At 70.2% G+C, this 21,686-nt stretch carries 14 protein-coding genes; 7 read left to right on the top strand and 7 right to left on the bottom strand.

The window, feature by feature from the left end; translation table 11 throughout:
• Positions 1–47: 47 nt before the first annotated feature.
• From ACLQ2Q_RS16865 to ACLQ2Q_RS16845, 5 genes are all read right to left on the bottom strand, one after another.
• The gene (locus tag ACLQ2Q_RS16865; protein WP_425821978.1) at positions 48–860 is read right to left on the bottom strand and encodes an energy-coupling factor transporter transmembrane component T; all 813 of its coding nucleotides are present in this window, start codon (positions 858–860) and stop codon (positions 48–50) included.
• Positions 857–2,728, bottom strand: a complete 1,872-nt coding sequence (locus tag ACLQ2Q_RS16860; protein WP_425821975.1) for an ABC transporter ATP-binding protein — start codon at positions 2,726–2,728, stop codon at positions 857–859. The genes ACLQ2Q_RS16865 and ACLQ2Q_RS16860 overlap by 4 nt, the downstream gene beginning before the upstream one ends.
• A 151-nt stretch (positions 2,729–2,879) precedes the next feature.
• Positions 2,880–3,434: an ECF transporter S component gene (locus ACLQ2Q_RS16855; RefSeq protein ID WP_425821973.1), complete on the bottom strand. Its 555-nt coding sequence runs from the start codon at positions 3,432–3,434 to the stop codon at positions 2,880–2,882.
• A gap of 41 nt (positions 3,435–3,475) precedes the next feature.
• Entirely contained in the window at positions 3,476–4,534 is a 1,059-nt protein-coding gene (locus ACLQ2Q_RS16850) for a pirin family protein (protein WP_425821971.1), read from the bottom strand.
• A complete protein-coding gene (locus ACLQ2Q_RS16845; RefSeq protein WP_425821969.1) occupies positions 4,531–4,917 on the bottom strand; it encodes a GNAT family N-acetyltransferase in 387 nt (128 codons plus the stop codon). The genes ACLQ2Q_RS16850 and ACLQ2Q_RS16845 overlap by 4 nt, the downstream gene beginning before the upstream one ends.
• Positions 4,918–5,075: 158 nt before the next feature.
• Here ACLQ2Q_RS16845 and ACLQ2Q_RS16840 point away from each other — a divergent pair, with 158 nt between their 5' ends.
• The 3 genes from ACLQ2Q_RS16840 to ACLQ2Q_RS16830 all read left to right on the top strand — a co-directional run bounded on the left by ACLQ2Q_RS16840 (position 5,076) and on the right by ACLQ2Q_RS16830 (position 10,985).
• Complete coding sequence (locus ACLQ2Q_RS16840; protein ID WP_425821967.1) at positions 5,076–5,957, top strand: SGNH/GDSL hydrolase family protein; 882 nt, start codon at positions 5,076–5,078, stop codon at positions 5,955–5,957.
• 51 nt (positions 5,958–6,008) lie between these two features.
• Positions 6,009–8,531 carry a DEAD/DEAH box helicase gene (locus ACLQ2Q_RS16835; RefSeq protein ID WP_425821965.1) on the top strand — a complete coding sequence of 841 codons (2,523 nt, stop codon included), beginning with the start codon at positions 6,009–6,011 and terminating at the stop codon, positions 8,529–8,531.
• A 282-nt stretch (positions 8,532–8,813) separates the two neighbouring features.
• A complete protein-coding gene (locus tag ACLQ2Q_RS16830) occupies positions 8,814–10,985 on the top strand; it encodes a RecQ family ATP-dependent DNA helicase (RefSeq protein WP_425821963.1) in 2,172 nt (723 codons plus the stop codon).
• Positions 10,986–11,091: 106 nt separating this feature from the next.
• Here the strand turns inward: ACLQ2Q_RS16830 and ACLQ2Q_RS16825 are convergent, their stop codons facing one another.
• On the bottom strand, positions 11,092–12,303 hold the full coding sequence (locus tag ACLQ2Q_RS16825; protein ID WP_425821961.1) for a TetR/AcrR family transcriptional regulator: 1,212 nt from the start codon (positions 12,301–12,303) through the stop codon (positions 11,092–11,094).
• Positions 12,304–12,413: 110 nt separating this feature from the next.
• Between ACLQ2Q_RS16825 and ACLQ2Q_RS16820 the strand changes: the two genes are divergently transcribed.
• Positions 12,414–14,210: a glycoside hydrolase family 3 protein gene (locus tag ACLQ2Q_RS16820; RefSeq protein ID WP_425821959.1), complete on the top strand. Its 1,797-nt coding sequence runs from the start codon at positions 12,414–12,416 to the stop codon at positions 14,208–14,210.
• 5 nt (positions 14,211–14,215) lie between these two features.
• Here the strand turns inward: ACLQ2Q_RS16820 and ACLQ2Q_RS16815 are convergent, their stop codons facing one another.
• Positions 14,216–15,076, bottom strand: a complete 861-nt coding sequence (locus ACLQ2Q_RS16815; protein ID WP_425821957.1) for a dienelactone hydrolase family protein — start codon at positions 15,074–15,076, stop codon at positions 14,216–14,218.
• A gap of 127 nt (positions 15,077–15,203) precedes the next feature.
• On the opposite strand from ACLQ2Q_RS16815, the gene ACLQ2Q_RS16810 reads away from it, so the two are divergent.
• The 3 genes from ACLQ2Q_RS16810 (at position 15,204) to ACLQ2Q_RS16800 (ending at position 21,685) form a co-directional block, all read left to right on the top strand.
• A complete protein-coding gene (locus ACLQ2Q_RS16810) occupies positions 15,204–16,877 on the top strand; it encodes a formate--tetrahydrofolate ligase (protein WP_425821955.1) in 1,674 nt (557 codons plus the stop codon).
• 154 nt (positions 16,878–17,031) lie between these two features.
• The gene (locus ACLQ2Q_RS16805) at positions 17,032–19,134 is read left to right on the top strand and encodes an acyl-CoA dehydrogenase (protein WP_425821953.1); all 2,103 of its coding nucleotides are present in this window, start codon (positions 17,032–17,034) and stop codon (positions 19,132–19,134) included.
• A gap of 166 nt (positions 19,135–19,300) precedes the next feature.
• Positions 19,301–21,685 carry an ATP-binding cassette domain-containing protein gene (locus ACLQ2Q_RS16800; protein WP_425821951.1) on the top strand — a complete coding sequence of 795 codons (2,385 nt, stop codon included), beginning with the start codon at positions 19,301–19,303 and terminating at the stop codon, positions 21,683–21,685.
• The last annotated feature ends 1 nt before the right edge of the window (position 21,686 follow it).

The following is a 21,686-nucleotide window of genomic DNA, read 5'->3' as shown; positions in this document are numbered from 1 at the left end:
CCATCACCCTCGGCCGCGCCCGCCGCGAGCGGGTAGATGCCGGGACGTCAGCCGGGCTGCCAGGGGAACAGGTACCAGAGCACGGCGCCCGAGGCCGCCCAGAAGAGCACGATGAACACGGCGTCGCGGGGACGGAACGGCACGAGGTACCGCTCGGTGCGGGTCGGATGGGCGCCGAAGGCGCGGGCATCCATCGCCAGGGCCACGCGCTCGGCGTGCCGGATCGCCCCCGCCAGCAGTGGCACGACGTAGCCCCACGCCCGCGCGACACGCGATAGCGGTCCGCGGCCGCCGTGGTGCCCCCGTACGCGGTGCGCGGCGCGGATCACCTCGAGTTCGTGCCCGAACCGGGGCACGAACCGATACGCGGCAAGGGCGGTGTAGCCGATGCGATAGGGCAGCCGCAGCTGCTGCACGCTGGCCCGGACGAGGTCAGGACCTGTGGTGGTCAGCCCTCCGACGAGCGCGAGCGACACGATCGCGGACAGCCGCAGCGCCGTCGCGAATCCGACCTCGAGTGCCCCCGCGTAGAGCACCCAGTCGCCGATGCGCAGCACTTCGGCCGTTTGTTCGACCTGGGTCGCATCGACCCACACGGCGAACCCGCAGCCGACCAGCACGACGCCGGCGGGGATCACCAGGAAGAGCAGCGCGGCGAGGCGACCCGAGAACCGGGCGCCGATCAGCAGCAGAGCGTACGACAGTGCGAGGAAGGCCAGAGGCGTCGCGAGGTCACGAACGAAAAGGAGGGCGAGCATCGCGGGCGCCGGACCGGCGAGCTTCGAGAGGGGGTTGAGGCCGTACAGGAAGCGGGATGTCGGTGCCACTGGCGCGTACGGGTCGAACACCGCCGCGGTCACGCCGTCACCCCCGCGGGCAGATCGGAGAGGCGGATGGTGCCATCCAGCCCCGGGAGCCCGCGAAGCGCCCGAGCGAGCGGCGGGGGCCGGAGGCCCGCGCCCTCGATGTCCGAGTGGCGGGCGAAGACATCCGCCGTCGTTCCGGCGGCACGCACCCGCCCGTCCGCGAGCAGCACCGTGTGGGTGGCGTACTCGGCGACGAGCTGCATGTCGTGCGTCACGACGAGCACGGTCGTCCCCTGCGCATTGAGGGAGCGGAGAAGGCCGAGCAGCTCGTCCGCCCGGGCTCGGTCCTGCCCGAACGTCGGCTCGTCGAGGGCGAGGAGCGGCGCACCGGCGATGAGCGCGGTGCCGACCGAGAGCCGGCGCTTCTGGCCGCCCGAGAGCAGGAAGGGATGCGTTTCCGCCTTGTCGGCGAGCCCGAAGCGGTCGAGCATGTCGCCGACCCGCGCGGTCACCTCGTCGTCCGGCGTGTGCAGGAGCCGCAGCCCGTGCGCGAGTTCGTCGAACACCGTGTGGGCGAGGAACTGGTGCTCCGGATTCTGGAACACGAAGCCGATGCGCGACGAGAGCTCCCGGGCGGACGCGGAGCCGGGGTCGAGGTCCGCGACGCGGATGCGACCCCGCGGCGGTGGAACGACCCCGGCGATGGCCTGGACGAGGGTGGTCTTGCCCGCGCCGTTGGACCCGATGACGGCGACGAAGGAGCCTTCCGCGATGTCGAGATCGATGTCGTGGAGGAGTGCCCTCCGGCGCCGCATGACGGTGAGGCGGCGGACCGAGATCAGGGGGGTGGGGACGGATGCCCGCGGCGCGGGTGCCGGATCAGGAGATGTGCGCGAACTCAGGACGGATGCCGCCGGAGCGGCCTGACCTGGGGCACTTCCCGTGATCTCCCGCACGCCGCCCGCGCCGGTGCGCCGGCCCGTGCCGGGGGGCGCGGCCGCACCGGCCGGCTGCGCCTCGCCGAAGGGCGAAGCCTCCAGTGCCGCCCGCAGTTCGGCCGGAGTCAGGGGCAGGGGCTCGAGCGGATGGCCGGCATCCCTCAGCCGCAGAGCCGCCAGCGTCGCCGTGGGGAGCCACACGCCCATGGCGACGAGCGCGTCGGCGTTCTCGCGCAGCACGTCGTGGGCCGGCCCGTCGAATACCAGGCGGCCCGACTGATCGAGCGCGACGACCCTGTCGACGAGCCCGATGGCCGCATCCAGGTTGTGCTCGATGAGCACGATGGCCCGGTCGCCCTGCGCGACGACGTGGGCCAGGGCGGCGTACACCTCGTCGATCCCCACCGGATCGAGGTTCGCCGTCGGCTCGTCGAGCACGAGCAGCGGCGAGCCCATGGCCAGCGCACACGCGATCGCGAGCCGTTGGCGCCCACCGCCCGAAAGGCGGTCCGGGTTCTCTGCACGCCGGTCCCAGAGACCGACGCGGCGGAGCGCCGCCTCGGAGCGCGCCATCACCTCGGCCACCGGCATCCGCAGATTCTCCGGCCCGAAGGCGACCTCGTCGAGCACGGATCCCGTGAACAGCTGGGCATCGGGGTCCTGGAAGACCATCGCGACGCGCGTGCTCAGCACGGCGACGGGCGTCTCGGATGCCGGCATCCCGGCCACCACGATCGTGCCCCGGACCTCGGCGGGCAGCGCATGGGGGATGAGGCCGTTCAGGCTCAGCGCGAGTGTTGACTTGCCCGAGCCGCTCGGACCCAGCACGAGCACGACCTCGCCGGCGCGAACCTCGAACGAGACATCGGACGGCGTCGTGGCCGGGGCGTCCTCGTGGCGGATGGCGACCCCTCGCAGCCGGAGAAGCGGGTCGCCCTCCGGGGAGCCCGCCACGGGCAGGTCGGCGCGGTCGGGCGGGGTCACGGCGGTTCTTCCGGAGTCAGCGGTCGGTTCGACCAACTTAGCCGAGCCTTACCTCACTTCTCCACTGGGCTTGAGCCACCGCGCAGACGCGGCCCCACTCTCTGCTTCCCGCGCGTAGGGCGGGCGGCTCAGCTCAGAGGCAGCGGGAGGATCAGCGCGGTGTGCGCGTCCGGGCCACACCCGCCCGTCGCAGCGCGGCCCCGATGGCGAGTCCCACGAGCGTCCACGCGACGGGGGACACCAGGAAGAATCCGACGTAGACGAGCTGCGCCCACGGCTCGAACCGGCCGACGTCTGCGGCGAGCCCGATGGTCGCCGCCAGCACCGCCCCGATGAGGAGCGCCGAGACGACGAAGCGCCATGGTTCCCATCGGCGATAGCGGGTGATGGCGGCGACGCCCTCCTGGATGCCCCCGATGAGGATGGCGGCGCCGAGGAAGCGCCCGGTCCACTGGGGTGCGAGGGCACTCGACACCAGCGCGCCCATCAGGTGCGTCATCAGGGCGACCCACGGCAGGCGCAGCAGTGCCTGCGCGATCACGCCCGGAAGCACCTGCGCTCCGAGGATGAGTCCGTAGAGAACCGGAATCGCGGCCGAGATGGGCACGCTCAGATATCCGGCGGTTGCGGAGAGGATGCCCGTGGCCACGCCGATCGCCGCGCACGTGAGCAGGACGCGCGTCGAGAGAGCGGAGGACGTTGGCACCAGCACAGCGTACTTGCCGTCGACGACGGGCCGGCCGCCCGTCAGGCCCGGCGGCGGCGAGGCGTCAGGCGCACTGCGGGCAGCGGCGGCGCCGGGATGCGCTCGTCGCCGTGGTCGATCACCTGTCCGAAGCGCTCCGACGAGCCTTCCCACTCTTCGCGCGCCTCGACGATCTCGTCGTGGTCGCGGCCCACGAAGTTCCACCACATGACGATCTCGTCGGGGAACGGCTCGCCGCCGAGCACGAAGACCGTTGCGCCGGATGCGCTCGTGACGTCGATGTGGTCCCGGGAGATGCCGAGGTAGAGCAGGTCGCCGATCTGCCACGAGAGAGCGGATGCCGCGGCATCCGCATCGGCCGAGATGTCGCCGTCCACGGCCAGCAGCGCGTACTCCCACTCCGGCTTCAGCGGCAGGCGCACCCGGGTGCCCGGCGACACGCGCACCTCCGCCCCGACGATCGGGGTGTACGCGCTGGCGGGGGAGACGACACCGGCGAACTCGCCCATCACCACGACCGCGTGCGCGGCGAAGTCCTCACTCGAGCCACGGTCCTCGCTCGCACCGATCACCTCGGCCGTCCTGGTCGCCGCGATGTGCAGTTGAGGCAGCTGCGCGTGCTGCTCGAACGCAGGTCCGCCGTGGCGGCGGCTCTCCGGGAGCGCGACCCACAGCTGCAGGGCATCGAGCTTCACCTCGTCCTCGCCGATGGAGTACTCCGAGTGCGAGATCCCGCGACCGCTCGTCATCAGATTCAACGCGCCACGCCGCACGAAGACGTCGCTGCCGACGCTGTCGCGGTGACGCACATCCCCGGTGAACGGCCAGGTCACGGTCTGCAGCCCGATGTGCGGGTGCGGCTCCACCCGCATGCGGGCCCGCTGCGGTCCGAAGCGGTCGAGGAAGCACCAGGCTCCCACCATCGGCAGGTCGCGCTGCGGAAGCGCCCGGTGCACCGCCATCCCGCGGACGCCGCCGAGCGGCACCTCGCGCGACTCGAGCACGAGCGCGCGCGGGCCGTCGCAGAGCGCCGGCGCATCCTCGAACGCCCCTGTGCTGAGCCCCGTCGAAGCATCCGGACCCGAGTCGAGCCTGGTCACTCCGGCGGCTCTCCGGGGCTGGCCGAGTTCTGGGCGTCCCCGCGGCGCGGCCAGTCGATGACGGCGCCCGGCACGTCGTTCTCGCGCAGGTACTTGCGCACGAACGAGCACAGCGGAACGATCGTCTCGCCCCGGCGGGCGGCATCCGACAGCGCTTCCCGCACCAGGATTGCCCCGAGCCCCAGCCCCTTGTACGCCGGGTCGATCTCGGTGTGCGGGAAGACGACGCGTCCGCTGCCGTCGGGCTCGATCTCGGCGAAACCGGCGATCGCGCCCTCGACGCGGATCTCGTAGCGGCCGGACTCCTCGTTGCGCGTCACCGTCTTCTGCGCGTCGGCGGTGGCGGGCGCATCGGTGTCTGGAGTCGCTGTCTGGTCGGTCATGAACGTCCCTTCGTCTCCCTCTATCAACGTACGTGGGGCGCTCGCATTCCGCCAGGTCGCTCCGCACGCCGACCCTCTGGTGAGGGACCCGCGGCAGGTCTAGCATCAGCCTCAATCCGAGGTGCCCGAAACGCCTCGTACTGATTCAAGGGGGAATCATGAAGCGACGTTTGTCGTCCATTCTCGCGACCTTGGCTCTGAGCGTCAGCGCGCTCGCCATCGCCGCTCCGTCCGCCGCGATCGCCGACGAGCCGCCCGGCGTGGCGTATGTGGCGCTCGGCGATTCCGTCGCGTCAGGGAATGGAAACCTCCCGTACCTCGATGAAGCGTGCCTCCGGTCTGATCGGTCCTATCCCCTGCTGCTGGCGCGGGAACTCGGGCTGGCCGTCGTCTCGACGGCATGCACCGAGGCGTCCACCGCCGACGTGCTCGAACAGCTGGGGGATCTCGTGGTGGCGGGGGCCATCGGGCCCGAGACTGAGCTGGTGACCCTCACGGTCGGCGTGAACGACGTCCAGCTGGACGCGGATCCTGCTCCGGACTGGGGCGACGTTCTGGGCGCGTGCAGCAACAAGAGCCCCCTTCCGCCCGAGATGTGCGGGGTCCTGCTCACTGCCTCACTGCAGTTGCTGGCCACACTGCCCCAGAAGATCGAGGCGCTGATCGACGCCATCCGCGCCGAGGCGCCATCCGCGCAGATCATCGTCACGGGATATCCGCTTCTCTTCGGTGACTTCACCGGCACGTGCAGTGTCGGAGGTGGCGTCACATTCGGCGAAGAAGAGGCGCGACTCATCAACGCCGCCGTGTTGCAGGCGAACGATCTGATCGCGCAGGGCGTGGCTGCCGCAGGAGACGCGAACGTCATGTACGTCGATGTCGTCGCGGGCTTCGATGGGCACGGGCTCTGCGACACCGGGGACCGCTGGATCAGCGGCCTCATCGCTCCTCAGGCAAGGACGACGGATCGCGGCTTCCACCCGAACGCGGCGGGGCAACGGGCGCTCGCCGACATTCTGGAGGCGGCGATCGCGGGCTAGGACCTTCTCTGCCAGGCCGGCCAGCGTCGCCCGGCCTGGCAGACTCGACACGTGTCGACATCCCTTCTCGAGCACGTTCCGCGCGGCGCCGACGCCGACGCGATCTACGAGGGATTCCTCGCATGGGCGACCGACCAGGGTCTCAGCCTCTATACGGCGCAGGATGAAGCGGCGATCGAGCTGGTCTCGGGTGCGAACGTCATCCTTTCGACGCCGACCGGAACAGGCAAGTCGCTCGTCGCCGTCGCCGCCCACGCTGCCTGCCTGGCGCGCGGCGGCCGCACGTACTACACCGCTCCGATCAAGGCGCTCGTGAGTGAGAAGTTCTTCTCGTTGGTCGACATCTTCGGCGCGGCGAATGTGGGGATGGTGACCGGCGACTCATCCGTGAATCCGGATGCGCCGATCATCTGCTGCACCGCGGAGATCCTGGCGAACCTCGCACTGCGGCAGGGAGCGGACCTCCGGGTCGACCAGGTGGTCATGGACGAGTTCCACTACTACGGCGATCCGGACCGCGGATGGGCGTGGCAGGTGCCGCTGCTGCTGCTGTCCCGCGCGCAGTTCGTGCTCATGTCCGCCACGCTCGGGGATGTCACGGCCATCGCGGATGACCTGTCCCGCCGCACCGGGCGGCCGACAGCGCGCATCACCGGCGTCGAGCGGCCCGTTCCCCTGCACTTCTCATACGCCCGCACGCCGGTGCACGAGACCGTCGAGGAGCTGCTCGAGACAGGGCAGGCTCCCGTGTACATCGTGCACTTCTCGCAGGCAGCGGCGATGGAGCGCGCTCAGGCGCTGTCGAGTGTGCGCATCGTCTCACGCGAGCAGCGCGATGCGATCGCCGAGGCCATCGGAGGATTCCGGTTCACCACCGCCTTCGGGCGCACGCTCTCACGGTACGTGCGGGCCGGCATCGGGGTGCACCACGCAGGGATGCTGCCGCGTTACAGGCGCCTCGTCGAGACGCTCGCGCAGCGGGGGCTGCTGCGCGTCATCTGCGGAACGGACACGCTCGGCGTCGGCATCAACGTCCCGATCCGGACGGTGATGATCACGGCGCTCGCGAAGTTCGACGGGCAGCGGATGCGGCAGCTCAGCGCCCGCGAGTTCCACCAGGTCGCGGGGCGCGCGGGGCGCGCCGGTTTCGACACGGCGGGGACCGTCGTGGTGATGGCCCCCGAGCACGAGATCGAGAACGCGAGTGCGGTCGCCAAGGCAGGCGATGACCCGAAGAAGCAGCGCAAGATCGTGCGCAAGAAGGCCCCGCAGGGTTTCGTCAACTGGGGCGAGGCGAGCTTCGAGAGGCTGGTGGATGCCGAGCCCGAGCCGCTGGAGGCCCACCTGCAGCTGACCGCGGCGATGCTCATCAACGTCATCGCGCGAGGTGGCGACGTGTTCGCCAACGTGCGTTCGCTGGTGTTCGACAACCACGAACCACGGCCGCGCAGGTTCGAGCTCGCTCGCCGGGCGCTCGGGATCTTCCGCACGCTCGTGGCGGCGGGTGTCGTCGTGGTGGACCGGTCCATCACCGCGGCCCCCGTCATCCGCCTCACCGTCGATCTGCAGCCGAACTTCGCGCTCAACCAGCCGCTCTCGCCCTTCGCGCTCGCCGCGATCGAGCTGCTCGACCCGGATGACGCCCCGGACGCCGCCGGCACCGGGCACTACGCCCTCGATGTCGTCAGTGTGATCGAGTCGACCCTCGATGATCCGCGCCCCGTGCTCTCGCAGCAGCAGTTCCTCGCACGAGGTGATGCCGTGGCGGCCATGAAACGGGAGGGCCTGGACTACGACCAGCGCATGGATGCCCTCGAGGAGGTGACGTACCCCAAGCCGCTCGAGGAGCTGCTGCTGCAGTCGTACGAGGTCTTCGCGACCAGCCAGCCGTGGGTGCGCGACTTCGAGCTGTCGCCGAAGTCGGTCGTGCGCGACATGTTCGAGCGGGCACTGTCGTTCGCCGAGCACATCTCGTACTACCAGCTCGCGCGCAGCGAGGGGCTCGTGCTGCGCTACCTGAGCGACGCCTACCGGGCGATCCGTCAGACGGTGCCATCGGAGGCGCAGACCTCCGAGCTGCTGGATCTCATCGCATGGCTCGGCGAGCTCGTCCGGCAGGTCGACTCCTCGCTGGTCGATGAGTGGGAGAGCCTTGTGAACCCGGTCAGCGACCCGAACGCGCCGGTCGTGCCCCCAGCGCCCCCGTCGGTGCTGACGAACCGGCGCGCGTTCCTCGTGCTGGTGCGCAACGAGCTGTTCCGTCGGGTGCAGCTCGCGGCTCTGCAGAAGGACGACGACCTGGCGGCGCTCGATCCGGATGTCGACTGGTCCGCCGCCCTGGACGCCTACTTCGACGAGCACGACGAGATGCTGACCGGCGGCCCCGCGCGGTCGCCCCGGCTCGTGACGGTCGACGAATCGGATGCCGCGGCATCCGGTGTGTGGAGCGTCGAGCAGACGATCGACGACCCGGCGGGGGACCACGACTGGCGGATCCGCGGCGAGGTAGACCTGGCCGCGTCGGAGGAGGCGGGCGCCGCCATCGTCCGGATCACCGAGGTGCTGCGGCTGTAGTGCGGTCCACGGTTCCGATCGAGGGCGATGGTGCGGTTGGACGGACTTCGGAAAATGTCGCGGAGTTCGGAGGATTTCCGGGTCAGTTTCCGATTGAGGCGCCATTCTCCGAAGTCCGTGACGGTGGATGCCGCCGTCCGGCGCGTCGCTTCGCTGCGCTCGCCCAGCGACCGGCTGGCGGTCGTTGGGCGCTTCTCCACAGTCGGCGCCGGCAGCGGTGCGCTTGCACGCATCAAGGGCACGGCACCAGGCCGTGTCGCCGCCGCTGGTTACACTCGACGGGTGACATTCCTCCCGGCAGATGACGCTCCGCCGCTCGAGGACTACGCCCCGTGGGATCCCGACGAGTTGCCCCCGCCCGACGACGATTGGGCGCCGCCCGCCGACGGAGACTGGGCACCGCCGCCCGAGAACGACTGGGCGACGCTCGGCCCCACCGCATCCGCCCGCACCGCACCCCGCGCAGCCGCGGAGCCGCGCGCCACACCCTCCCGCTACGCGACGCCGCTGGAGGCGCTGCACACGGTCTTCGGGTACGAGTCGTTCCGAGGCAATCAGGCCGAGGCGATCGACCAGTTGGTCGCCGGAGGTGACGCCGTCGTGCTCATGCCCACGGGTGGCGGCAAGAGCCTGGTCTACCAGATCCCGGCGCTCGTGCGTCCCGGCACCGGGCTCGTCGTGAGTCCGCTGATCGCCCTGATGCACGACCAGGTCGACGCCCTGGTCGCCAACGGCGTGCGCGCCGCGTACCTGAACTCGACCCAGGCGCCGCAGCAGCGTGCGGCCGTCGAGCGGGCCTACCTCTCGGGCGAGCTCGACCTGATCTACGTCGCCCCTGAGCGCCTCTCGAACGCGGCGACGCGTGCACTGCTGCAGCGCGGCAGCCTGTCGGTCATCGCGATCGACGAGGCGCACTGCGTGTCGCAGTGGGGCCACGACTTCCGCCCCGACTACCTGACGCTCGGCGAGCTCGGCCAGCAGTTCCCCGGGGTCCCTCGCGTGGCTCTCACGGCGACCGCGACCGAGGCCACGCACAAGGAGATCACCGAGCGCCTGCGCCTTCCCGACGCCCGGCACTTCGTCGCGAGCTTCGACCGGCCGAACATCCAGTACCGCATCGTGCCCAAGGCCGAGGCGCGCCAGCAGCTGATCGCGTTCATCAATTCCCTTCGACAGGCTCAGGGACCGGGCGGACAAGCTCGGGGACCGGGCGGACAGGCTCAGGGACCGGGGGGACAGGCTCAGGGACCGGGGGGACAGGCTCAGGGACCGGGCGGACAGGCTCAGGGACCGGGGGGACCGACGCCGGGACACGGTGAGCCGGCACCCGCGGGCATCGTCTACTGCCTCAGCCGCAAGACCGTGGAGCAGACGGCGGAGTTCCTGCGGACGAAGGGCATCGACGCACTCCCCTACCACGCGGGGCTCGATGCCGCGACGCGCAGCGCGAACCAGTCGAGGTTCCTCCGCGAGGACGGTGTCGTGATGGTCGCGACCATCGCGTTCGGTATGGGCATCGACAAGCCGGATGTGCGCTTCGTCGCCCACGTCGATCTGCCGAAGTCGGTGGAGGGGTACTACCAGGAGACCGGGCGCGCGGGCCGCGACGGCGAGCCGTCGATCGCGTGGATGGCGTACGGCCTGGGCGACGTGGTGCAGCAGCGGCGGCTCATCGACCAGGGCGCAGGCGATGCGGCCCACCGGCGCAGGATGGGGCAGCACCTCGACGCCATGCTGGCACTCTGCGAGACGACCGGATGCCGGCGCATCGACCTGCTCGGATACTTCGGCGAGCAGTCGGGCCCGTGCGGCAACTGCGACACGTGCCTGGAGCCTCCGGAGGCATGGGACGGGACGATCGCTGCGCAGAAGCTTCTGTCGACGATCGTGCGCCTGCAGCGCGAGCGCGGTCAGGCGTTCGGCGCCGGCCACCTGGTCGACATCCTGCGCGGCGCGCGCACCGACCGGGTCGCCCAGCAGGGGCACGACAAGCTCGCGACCTTCGGCATCGGCTCAGACATCTCCGACCAGGACTGGCGCAGCGTCGTCCGCCAGCTTCTCGCGCAGCGCCTCCTCGTGGCCAAGGGCGAGTACGGCACGCTCGCCCTCGGCGACGCGGCCGCAGAGGTGCTGGGCGGTCGCCGAACCGTGTCGCTCCGGCGCGATGTGATCGGACGAACGGGAGCCGGCTCCCGCCGAACCCGCGCGGGCGCGGGCGCCGAACTGACCGATGCCGGCGACCGGAGCCTCTTCGAGGCGCTTCGCGCGTGGCGGGCCGGCGCCGCGAAGGAACAGGGCGTTCCCGCCTACATCGTGTTCGGTGACGCCACGCTCCGGGCGCTTGCGGAGGCGCGGCCGTCGTCCGTCCGGGACCTCGACGGCATCTCGGGCATCGGCGCCAAGAAGCGCGAAGCGTACGGCGAGGCCGTGATCGCGGTGATCGCGGCGGCCTGAGCGACCCCCGCCGGTCGGTCCGGTTCCGGATGCCGGTCGCTGAGCGCGTCAAATCGTCCAAGCCGCTGCCCGTGACCCCTCGACGGGCTGGGTGACGAGCGCCGCGTCAGGCCTTGACCAGGCTCCGCGCGTACTCGTCCAGCAGACGCGGCAGGTCGACCGCGTCCGGCTCGTAGAGCCACTGATATTGCAGCCCGTCCCACAGGGCGACGAGCCATGTCCCGTCCCGTTCGGGGTCGACCCCTTCGGCGAGCTGTCCTTCGGCGCCGAGGCGCTCGAGCAGATTGGTGAAGAACGCCCGCGTCCGGACGAAGCGTTGCGCGAAATAGCCGTGCGCGGGGTGGTCGGCGCTCGCCGCCTCGCACGAGAGCACGGCATAGACCTCGATCAGGCCGGGTGCCTCCCGGGCGCTGCGGGCTGCCCCCTCGGCGATTCCGGTCAGCTCGTCCCCCGGGCTGAGCGGCGGGCGGTCGGCGCGCACGAGCAGGCGATCGCGGCGGACGAGCACTGCCGTGAGCAGGTCCTCCTTGGTGCCGAAGTGGTGCATGAGCGTGGCCTTCGGGATGCCGACGGCTGCGGCGATCTCTTTGAGGCTGGTGCGGTGGTAGCCGTCCCGCGCGAACAGCAGCGAGGCGTCCGCGACGATCCGCGCCCGCCGCTCGCGACCCTTCGCATACCCGGTCGCCTCCGGCTCGAGCGCCGTGTACACCGGGATCGGATCCGGCGCCGGGGGAAGGAGGACCTTCGACCTCTCCCCGCGCATCCACGCGAGCCGCTCCTCGAGGTGTCGCGGGATGTCGATGCCGTCGTTCGCGTACAGCGACATCAGCTGCAGCCCGTCCCACCCCGCTGCCACGGCCGTGGCGTCGTCGAGCGGATTCCCGGTTGCGCCCATGGCGACAAGATCGCGGCGCGTGTACTCCCGCACTTCGCGGTACCGCTCCCGCATGCGCTCATGGGCGGGATGGCGGATGCTGGTCGCCTCGCCGGCGAGCATCGCGAAGAGCTGCACGTACCCGGGCGCCTCCGCGTTGCGGCGAGCCAGCCCCGGGATGGAGAGCGGGCTGTCGGACCCCTGTGTGTGCATCCACTCGCGATTGCGCCGTTCGAGCCGCTCCACGACGGCGGCCAGGATCTCGTCCTTGCCCGTGAAGTGCCGCAGCAGACCCGGATGCGAGATGCCGGCTCGTGCGGCGATGTCGCGCAGCGATGTGGCGCCGAAGCCCGGCGAGACGAACAGGTCGGCCGCGGCATCCACGATCTGCTCGCGTCTGCGCACGCCGTTGACGTACTGGCGTCGCGTCGTCGTCGTGCTCATCTGGTCTCCTCCACTCCGAGGCTGCTCACGGCTAAAGGTTACCAAGCGGTCGGCATCAATGTGTACGATCGTCCCTGCGCCGCGGCGCACTCCCGGGAGAGGAACCCGACATGACAGATCTGACCGCAACACGCACCGACGCACCAGCCGCCGACCGTCCATGGCTCGATGCCGGCCTGCCCGTCGACGAGCGGGTGGAGCTGCTTCTCGCCGAGATGACGCTCGAAGAGAAGGCCGGACTCTTCTTCCACACCATGATCGCGGTCGGGGACCTGGCCGAGTCGAACCCCGCCTTCGGCACGCCGTCGGCGGTCGACTTCGTGGAGTCGCGGCACATGACGCACTTCAACCTGCTGGGAACTGCGCCGAGCGCCGGCGAGATCGCCGAGTGGCACAACGCGCTGCAGCGCCTCGCCGCATCCACTCGTCTCGGCATTCCGGTCTCGCTCTCGAGCGATCCCCGGCACTCCTTCAGCGACAACCCGGGCGCCGCGATCATGGCGGGTCCGTTCTCGCAGTGGCCGGAGACGATGGGTCTCGCTGCGATCGGCGACGAAGAGCTCGTCGAGCGCTTCGCCGACATCGCCCGGCAGGAGTACACGGCGGTCGGGCTGCGCGTCGCGCTGCACCCCCAGGTCGACCTGGCCACCGAGCCCCGCTGGTCTCGTGCGGTGGCCACGTTCGGCGAAGACGCCGATCTGTCGGCGCGACTCGGCGCCGCCTACATCCGCGGATTCCAGGGCGCGTCCTTCGGCGCCGGCTCGGTGTCCACGATGACCAAGCACTTTCCGGGTGGCGGTCCCCAGAAGGACGGCGAGGACCCGCACTTCGCCTACGGCCGCGAGCAGGTCTACCCCGGCGAGTCGTTCGAGCTGCACCTCACGCCTTTCGAGGCCGCGTTCGACGCCGGCACCCGCCAGGTGATGCCGTACTACGGGATGCCCGTCGGCACGCAGTACGAGGAGGTGGGCTTCGGCTTCAACAAGTCCGTGATCACGGGCCTTCTGCGCGAGCGCTACGGCTTCGACGGCGTCGTCTGCACCGACTGGGGCCTTCTCACCGACGCCGAGATCTTCGGCGACCGGCACCCCGCTCGCGCGTGGGGCGCGGAGCACCTCTCGCCGCGCGAACGCATGAAGAAGGTGCTGGATGCCGGTGCCGACCAGTTCGGCGGCGAGGCCTGCCCCGAGCTGCTGGTCGAGTTGGTGGTCGACGGCGACATCGCCGAAGAGCGGATGGATGCCTCCGCGAGGCGCCTGCTGCGCGAGAAGTTCGTCCTCGGCCTCTTCGACGCCCCGTACGTCGACGCCGAGGCGGCAGGGGCCATCGTGGGATCGCCTGAGTTCCGCGCCGCGGGCGCCGAGGCACAGCGCGCCTCGATCACCGTCCTCACGAACGAGCTGATCGGGAGCGTGCAGCCGACTCTCCCGCTGGCTCGCGGTCTGCGCATCTACGCCGAGGGCATCCCGGCCGAGATCGTCGCCGAGTACGGGGTCCTCGCGCAGGGACCGAAGGACGCCGACGTCGCGATCCTGCGCCTGAAGGCCCCGTTCGAGACCCGAGCGACGACGTTCGAGAACTTCTTCCACGCCGGTTCGCTCGACTTCGATGCGGAGACGATCGCGCATGTCCTCGAGGTCGCCCGTGCGGTGCCGACCGTCGTCGACGTGTTCCTCGATCGGCCGGCGATCCTGACCCCTCTCGTGGGAGCGGCATCCGCCGTCGTGGCGAACTGGGGTGTCAGCGCGCACGCTCTGCTGGACGTGCTGACCGGTGCGGCGCATCCGAAGGGCCGTCTCCCGTTCGACCTTCCGCGCAGCACGGCAGCCGTCGAGGCGAACCGGCCGGACGTGCCGTTCGACACGGAGGACCCGCTGTTCCGCTTCGGGCACGGCCTTCCGCTCTAGCGTCGCTACTTTCTCTCGACGACGACTCCGCTGGGGACGGGGGGGACGGGCGCGCCCTTGAACGCGCGGTCGAACCAGGCGCCGAGCAGCCCGCGGGTGATCGAAAGCTGCGCCGACCGCGATATCGAGCCCCGGTCGCAGCCGACGCCGAGGAAGGCGGTCGACTCGATGAAACCGCAGTGGTAGCCGCCGGTGATCGTCGCGAACGTCGCAGGAGAGGGCTTGGCGTTGTAGATGCCGCGCGTCGTGGCCGGCGCCACCACCGTGTCGGCCGAACCGACGACGAAGAGGGCACCCACCGCGATGCCGGCCGCCGCGGCCGTGGCCGACGGCGTGGTCTGGGCGGCCGCCAGAGTTGCGATGCTGTCGATGTCCGGGTATCGATCGGCGGCGACCACCGCGGCGCCGCCGCCCATGGAGTGACCCGCCACAGCGTCGAGGGTCAGGCTCGCGTTGGGCTGAGTGGACCGCACCCACCGCAGCGACCGCCAGAGGTCGTCGGCGAAGCGCGCGTGGTCGGGTGCGAAGCCGCCTTCGCTGTTCGGAGCGATCACCACGTAGCCGCGGGAGGCGATCGAGTTGAGCGTGCCTGCGTATTGTGCGGTGGACTGCAGGAAGCCGTGTCCGAAGGCGATCACGGGGTACGTCCTGGGAGCGCTTCCGCTCGGCTGGACGAGCCGGGCCGAGAAGGAGCGACCGTCGATCTTCACCGTCACGGTGGTGGTTGTGACCGGGAGAGCCGCCGCGGCCGCGACCAGAGCCGTGGGGGCCGCGGTCGCCGCAGCGACGGGGGCCGCGGAAGGTCCGAGAGTCGACCCGAGGGCCACGGCGAGGGCGGCCACGATGCCGGCGAGGGTGCGTTTCATGCGTTGACCATAGTCCCGCGGAGCGCTCCGGCCACCATGGTCACGTCCGGCGATCCGCTCCGCCTGACCGCTGAAGGGGCCCTCTAGGCTGGGCGAGCGGTCAGCGGCGACCGCGGGAGGATTCACGATGAGCCCGAGCAATATCGAGATCGCCCAGGCGGCGACTCTGCGTCCGATCGGCCAGATCGCCGAGAGCCTCGGCATCCCGGATCATGCCCTGGAACCGTACGGGCGCTACAAGGCGAAGGTCTCACTGCCCTTTCTGCAGGGCATCGAGGGTCGCCCGCAGGGCAAACTCGTGCTGGTGACCGCGCTCTCGCCGACACCGGCGGGTGAAGGCAAGACCACCACGACGGTCGGGCTCGGCGACGCGCTCACGCGCATCGGCGAACGGGCGATGATCTGCCTGCGCGAACCCGCGCTCGGGCCGGTGTTCGGCATGAAGGGCGGGGCGGCCGGCGGGGGCCGCGCCCAGGTCGTGCCGATGGAGGACATCAACCTGCACTTCACCGGAGACTTCTCGGCCATCGCTCTGGCCACGAACCTGCTCGCGTCGCTCATCGACAATCACGTGCACCACGGCAACGCGCTGGGCATCGACGTGCGGCGCATCACCTGGCGTCGGGTGCTCGATGTGAACGACCGTGCCCTGCGGGATGTGGTCGTGGGGCTCGGTGGGGCGGGCAACGGCTACCCTCGGGAGTCCGGCTTCGACATCGTCGTGGCGTCCGAGGTCATGGCGATCTTCTGCCTGGCCACGAGCCTCGCCGACCTGAGGCACCGCCTGGGCCGCATCGTCGTGGCGTACACCCGCGACAGGACACCCGTGCTCGCGAGCGACCTCGCCGCGCACGGCGCGATGACGGCGATCTTGCGCGATGCGCTGGCGCCCAATCTCGTGCAGACGCTGGAGCACACCCCGGCCTTCATCCACGGCGGGCCGTTCGCCAACATCGCCCACGGCTGCAACTCCGCGATCGCCACCGGCGCGGCCCTGCGTCTCGCCGACTACGTCGTCACCGAGGCCGGCTTCGGCGCCGATCTCGGGGCCGAGAAGTTCGTCGACATCCTCTGCCGCACCTCCGGTCTGCGCCCTTCCGCCGCCGTGATCGTCGCCACGGTGCGGGCGCTGAAGTACCACGGCGGAGTCGAGGTAGCGGGTCTGCCTGCCGAGAACGTCGGGGCCCTGGAGCACGGTCTGGTGAACCTCGAGCGTCACATCGCCACCGTGCGGGAGGTGTTCGGCCTGCCGTGCGTCGTCGCCATCAATTCCCGGGCCGAGGACACGGATGCCGAGGTGGCGGCGCTGATCGCCGGTGTCGAACGCCTCGGCGCGAAAGCGGTCCTCGCCACGCACTTCGCCGAGGGCGGCGCCGGGGCCGAAGACCTCGCGCGCGAGGTCGTGCGACTGTGCGACGAGCCGAGCGAGCTGCGGTTCGTCTATCCCGCCGAGGCGACGCTGTGGGAGAAGATGCGCACCATCGCCCGGCGCATCTACGGGGCCCACGACATCACGGCCTCGACGGCGGTCCGCACCCAGATCCGCCGCCTGCAGGACGCCGGCTACGGGCACTACCCCGTCTGCGTCGCCAAGACCCAGTACTCGTTCTCCACCGATTCGAAGCTGCGCGGAGCACCGACCGGGCACTCGGTCGACATCCGGGAGGTGCGCCTGGCCGCCGGTGCCGAGTTCGTGGTCATGGTGTGCGGCGATGTCATGACGATGCCCGGCCTGCCGGAGCACCCTGCCGCGATGGAGATCGATGTGACCGAGGACGGCCGCATCGTCGGCCTGTTCTGACCCGCGACGGCGCCCGTGTGTGGGGGCTGTACAACGCCCGTGGGTGACGTCGGTCGATTCCCTTGTCGGATAACTCCATGCGTGTTGGGAAAGGGTTGTCGAACTTCTACCATCGAGGCAGATCCCCTTTCCCCCCTGCGATGTGAGGACCCCCATGACCGACACCGTTGTGCGACCCGAGAAGCCATCCAGAAGCAAGCGAACCCCCGCGGGAGGCGCACCGGCCGCCCCGGCGACGCCGGAGGAGGCATCCGACGCCCGCATCGACGTCGACCGCGTGAACGAGCTGCTGCTCGGCACCTGGGCCGACACCCGCCGCGAGGCCCGCGAGATGCTGAAGGACCCGGCCTTCCACCGGGTGGACGGGCTCAGCATGGACGAGCACCGCGAACGCGTGCTGACTCAGCTGCACCTGCTCGTCGAGCACGGCGGCGTCCTCCGCGCCTTCCCGAAGGAGTACGGCGGCGAGGGGAACAACGGCGCCAACATCGCCGGCTTCCAGGAGCTCGTCGTCGCCGACCCGAGCCTGCAGATCAAATCCGGCGTGCAGTGGGGCCTCTTCGGCTCGGCGGTGCTTCAGCTCGGCACCAAGGAGCACCACGACAAGTGGCTCCCCGGCATCATGAACCTCGAGATCCCCGGCGCGTTCGCGATGACCGAGACGGGCCACGGCTCGGATGTCGCGGCGATCGGCACGACGGCCACCTACGACCCTGACACCGAGGAGTTCGTGCTCCACACGCCCTTCCGCGGCGCCTGGAAGGACTACCTCGGCAACGCCGCCCTGCACGGCATCGCCGCGACCGTGTTCGCGCAGCTCATCACCAACGGCGTCAACCACGGCGTGCACTGCTTCTACGTGCCTCTCCGCGACGAGAACGGCGCATTCCTGCCGGGCATCGGCGGGGAGGACGACGGCCTCAAGGGCGGACTGAACGGCATCGACAACGGCCGCCTGCACTTCGACCACGTGCGCGTTCCCCGCACGAACCTGCTCAATCGCTACGGCGACGTGGCCCCGGACGGCACCTACTCGAGCGAGATCAAGAGCGCCGGCCGACGGTTCTTCACGATGCTCGGCACCCTGGTGCAGGGCAGGGTGTCGCTCGACGGCGCCGCGTCGTGGGCGTCGGCGCTCGCCCTCTACATCGCCATCACGTACGCCACCCAGCGCCGGCAGTTCGACTCCGGAGCAGGCACCAGCGAGGTCGTGCTGCTCGACTACGGCAAGCACCAGCGCCGCCTGCTGACGCGGCTCGCGAGCACCTACGCGCACATCTTCTCGCACGACGTGTTCCTGCAGAAGTTCGACTCGGTCTTCAGCGGGGACGCAGCCTCGGATGCCGACCGTGAGGACCTCGAGACCCTGGCTGCGGCCCTCAAGCCGCTGTCGACGTGGCACGCGCTCGACACCCTGCAGGAGGCGCGCGAGGCCTGCGGCGGCGCGGGTTTCCTCTTCGAGAACCGGCTCGTCGGGCTGCGGGCCGACCTCGACATCTACGCCACGTTCGAGGGCGACAACAACGTGCTGCTGCAGCTCGTCGGCAAGCGCCTGCTGAGCGACTACGCGAAGCAGTTCAAGGGCGTGGATGCCAAGAAGCTCGTGGCCTACGCGGCCGGCCAGACCGCGGGGCACGTGTTCCACGGCTCCGGACTGCGCCAGCTTGGCCAGGCCGTCAGCGACTTCGGCTCGACCGCTCGGTCGGTCGAGCGGGGTCTCCGCGCCGAGCAGCAGCACGAGCTGCTGACCGAACGCGTGCAGCAGATGGTCGCCGACATCGCGGCCCGCCTGCGCCCGGCCGCCAGGCTCTCGAAGGAAGAGGCGGCGGCGATCTTCAACGCCAGTCAGTCCGAACTCATCGAGGCGGCCCGTGCGCACGGCGAGCTGCTGCAGTGGGAGGCGTTCACGGATGCCGTCGACGCGATCGAGGATGCCGGCACCAAGCAGGTGCTCACCTGGATGCGTGACCTGTTCGGCCTCGGGCTGATCGAGAAGCACCTCGCGTGGCACCTGATCAACGGGCGCCTCTCGACCCAGCGCGCCGCGGCGGTGTCGAGCTACATCGACCGCCTGTGCCTGCGACTTCGTCCCCACGCCCTCGACCTCGTCGACGCCTTCGGCTACGCGCCGGAGCACGTCCGGGCCCCGATCGCATCGGGTGCCGAGCAGGAGCGCCAGGACGAGGCGCGCGCCCACTACGACGCGCTGCGCGAGGCGGGCGTGCTGCCGACGCCGGAGAAGCACATCAAGAACTAACCGGGACACCGCCTCGCGGGCTGACCCATGCCGAAGGGACCCGATCTGCTGCTCGAACACGCCAGAAGCAGCAGATCGGGTCCCTTCGCGCTCCGGAGGATGCGGACACCATCTGTCCGTGATGCACGGCAGTGTGTTCACTAGTCTGAACAGTCGGAGGAACACGATGTCCGTTGCCACGCAGAACGCCGCCACCAGCCCTCACGTCGCCGATTCCCATGAACTGATCCGGGTCGTCGGGGCGCGCGAGAACAACCTCAAGAACATCAGCGTCGAGATCCCGAAGCGCCGGCTGACGGTGTTCACCGGGGTGAGTGGGTCGGGCAAGTCGTCGCTGGTGTTCGGGACGATCGCCGCCGAGTCGCAGCGCCTCATCAACGAGACCTACTCCACGTTCGTGCAGCAGTTCATGGGCACCCTCGGCCGTCCCGAGGTCGACGCGCTCGAGAACCTCAGTCCGGCGATCCTGGTCGACCAGGAGCGCATGGGGGCGAATGCCCGCTCGACGGTCGGCACGGCGACCGACGTGCACGCCATGCTGCGCATCCTCTTCAGCCGGCTCGGGCAGCCGCACGTCGGCTCGCCGCAGGCGTTCTCGTTCAACATCCCTTCCGTGAGCGGCAGCGGGGCGATCACCGTGCAGCGCGGCGAGGGCAAGCCGCAGCGCGAGCACCGCACCTTCGAGCTCACGGGTGGCATGTGCCCCCGCTGCGAGGGTCTCGGCGAGGTCAGCGACGTCGACCTCGACGAGCTGTTCGACAGCAGCAAGTCGCTCGCCGACGGCGCCATCACGATCCCCGGCTACAACGTCGACGGCTGGATGGTGAAGGGCTTCACGGAATCGGGCTTCCTCGATCCCAACAAGCCGATCAGGGAGTTCACGGAGAGGGAGCGCCAGGACTTCCTCTACAAGGAGCCGACAAAGGTCAAGCTGCGCGACTTCAACATGACGTACGAGGGGCTCATCCCGAAGATCACCAAGAGCTTCCTGCAGAAGGACCGCGACGGCCTCCAGCCGCACATCCGCGCGTTCGTCGAGCGGGCCGTCAAGTTCACGGCGTGCCCCGCCTGCGGCGGCACGCGTCTCAACGACGGAGCGCGGTCGTCGAAGATCCAGGGTGTCAACATCGCGGATGCCGCGGCGATGCAGATCACCGATCTGGCGGCGTGGCTGCGCACTGTCGAGGACCCGGAGGTCGCACCGCTCATGGCCGGGCTGCGCGACACCGTCGACTCCTTCGTCGACATCGGCCTCGGCTACCTCTCCCTCGATCGCGCGTCGGGCACGCTCTCGGGCGGCGAGGCGCAGCGCACGAAGATGATCCGCCACCTCGGGTCGAGCCTCACCGACATCACCTACGTCTTCGACGAGCCGACCGCGGGCCTGCACCCTCATGACATCCAGCGCATGAACGAGCTGCTCCGGCTCCTCCGCGACAAGGGCAACACGGTGCTCGTCGTCGAGCACAAGCCCGAGGTCATCGCGATCGCCGACCACGTCGTGGACCTCGGCCCGGGGGCGGGGCGGAACGGCGGCGAGATCATGTTCACGGGGGATGTCGAAGGGCTCCGCGCCTCGGGCACCCTGACGGGCCGGCACTTCGATCACCGAGCGCAGCTCAAATCGTCGCTGCGCGCGCCGAAGGGACACCTCGAGATCCGCGGCGCGACCCAGCACAACCTGAAGAGCGTCGACGTCGACATCCCGCTGGGCATCCTGACCGTCGTCACCGGCGTCGCCGGCTCGGGCAAGTCGTCGCTGATCCACGGCAACGTCCCCGCGTTCGATGATGTCGTCGTCGTCGACCAGTCGGCGATCAAGGGGTCTCGGCGCAGCAGCCCGGCGACCTACACGGGCCTTCTCGATGGCATCCGGGCCGCGTTCGCCAAGGAGAACGGTGTGAAGCCCGCGTTCTTCAGCGCCAACTCGGACGGCGCCTGCCCCGCGTGCAGGGGGCTCGGGGTCATCATCACGGAGCTGGGGTTCGCCTCCACCGTCGAGACCCTCTGCGAGGTGTGCGGCGGCACGGGCTTCTCCGACGAGGCGCTCGGCTACCTGCTGGACGGCAAGAACATCGCCGAAGTGCTCGGGATGTCGGTGGCCGAGGCGACCGAGTTCTTCGCGGCATCCTCGGCGAAGGGCCCCGCGCAGACGATGCTCGCGCGCCTGAGCGACGTGGGCCTCGGCTACATCACGCTCGGGCAGGCGCTGAACACGCTGTCCGGCGGTGAGCGCCAGCGACTGAAGCTCGCCATCAGCATGGCCAAGAAGGGCGCGATCTACGTGCTCGACGAGCCCACGACCGGCCTGCATCTGGCCGACGTCGACAACCTGCTCGCGATGCTCGACAGGCTGGTCGACGCCGGCAACAGTGTCATCGTGATCGAGCACCACCAGGCCGTGATGGCCCACGCCGACTGGATCATCGACCTCGGACCCGGTGCGGGCCATGACGGCGGCACGGTCGTGTTCGAGGGATCGCCGGCCGACCTCGTGGCGAAGGGCGAGACCCTCACCGCCACGCACCTGCGGCACTACGTCGGGGCATAGG

The sequence above is a fragment of the Microbacterium sp. DT81.1 genome (genome assembly GCF_049844955.1).
Lineage (GTDB): Bacteria > Actinomycetota > Actinomycetes > Actinomycetales > Microbacteriaceae > Microbacterium.
This window is presented reverse-complemented; position numbering and strand designations above follow the sequence as displayed.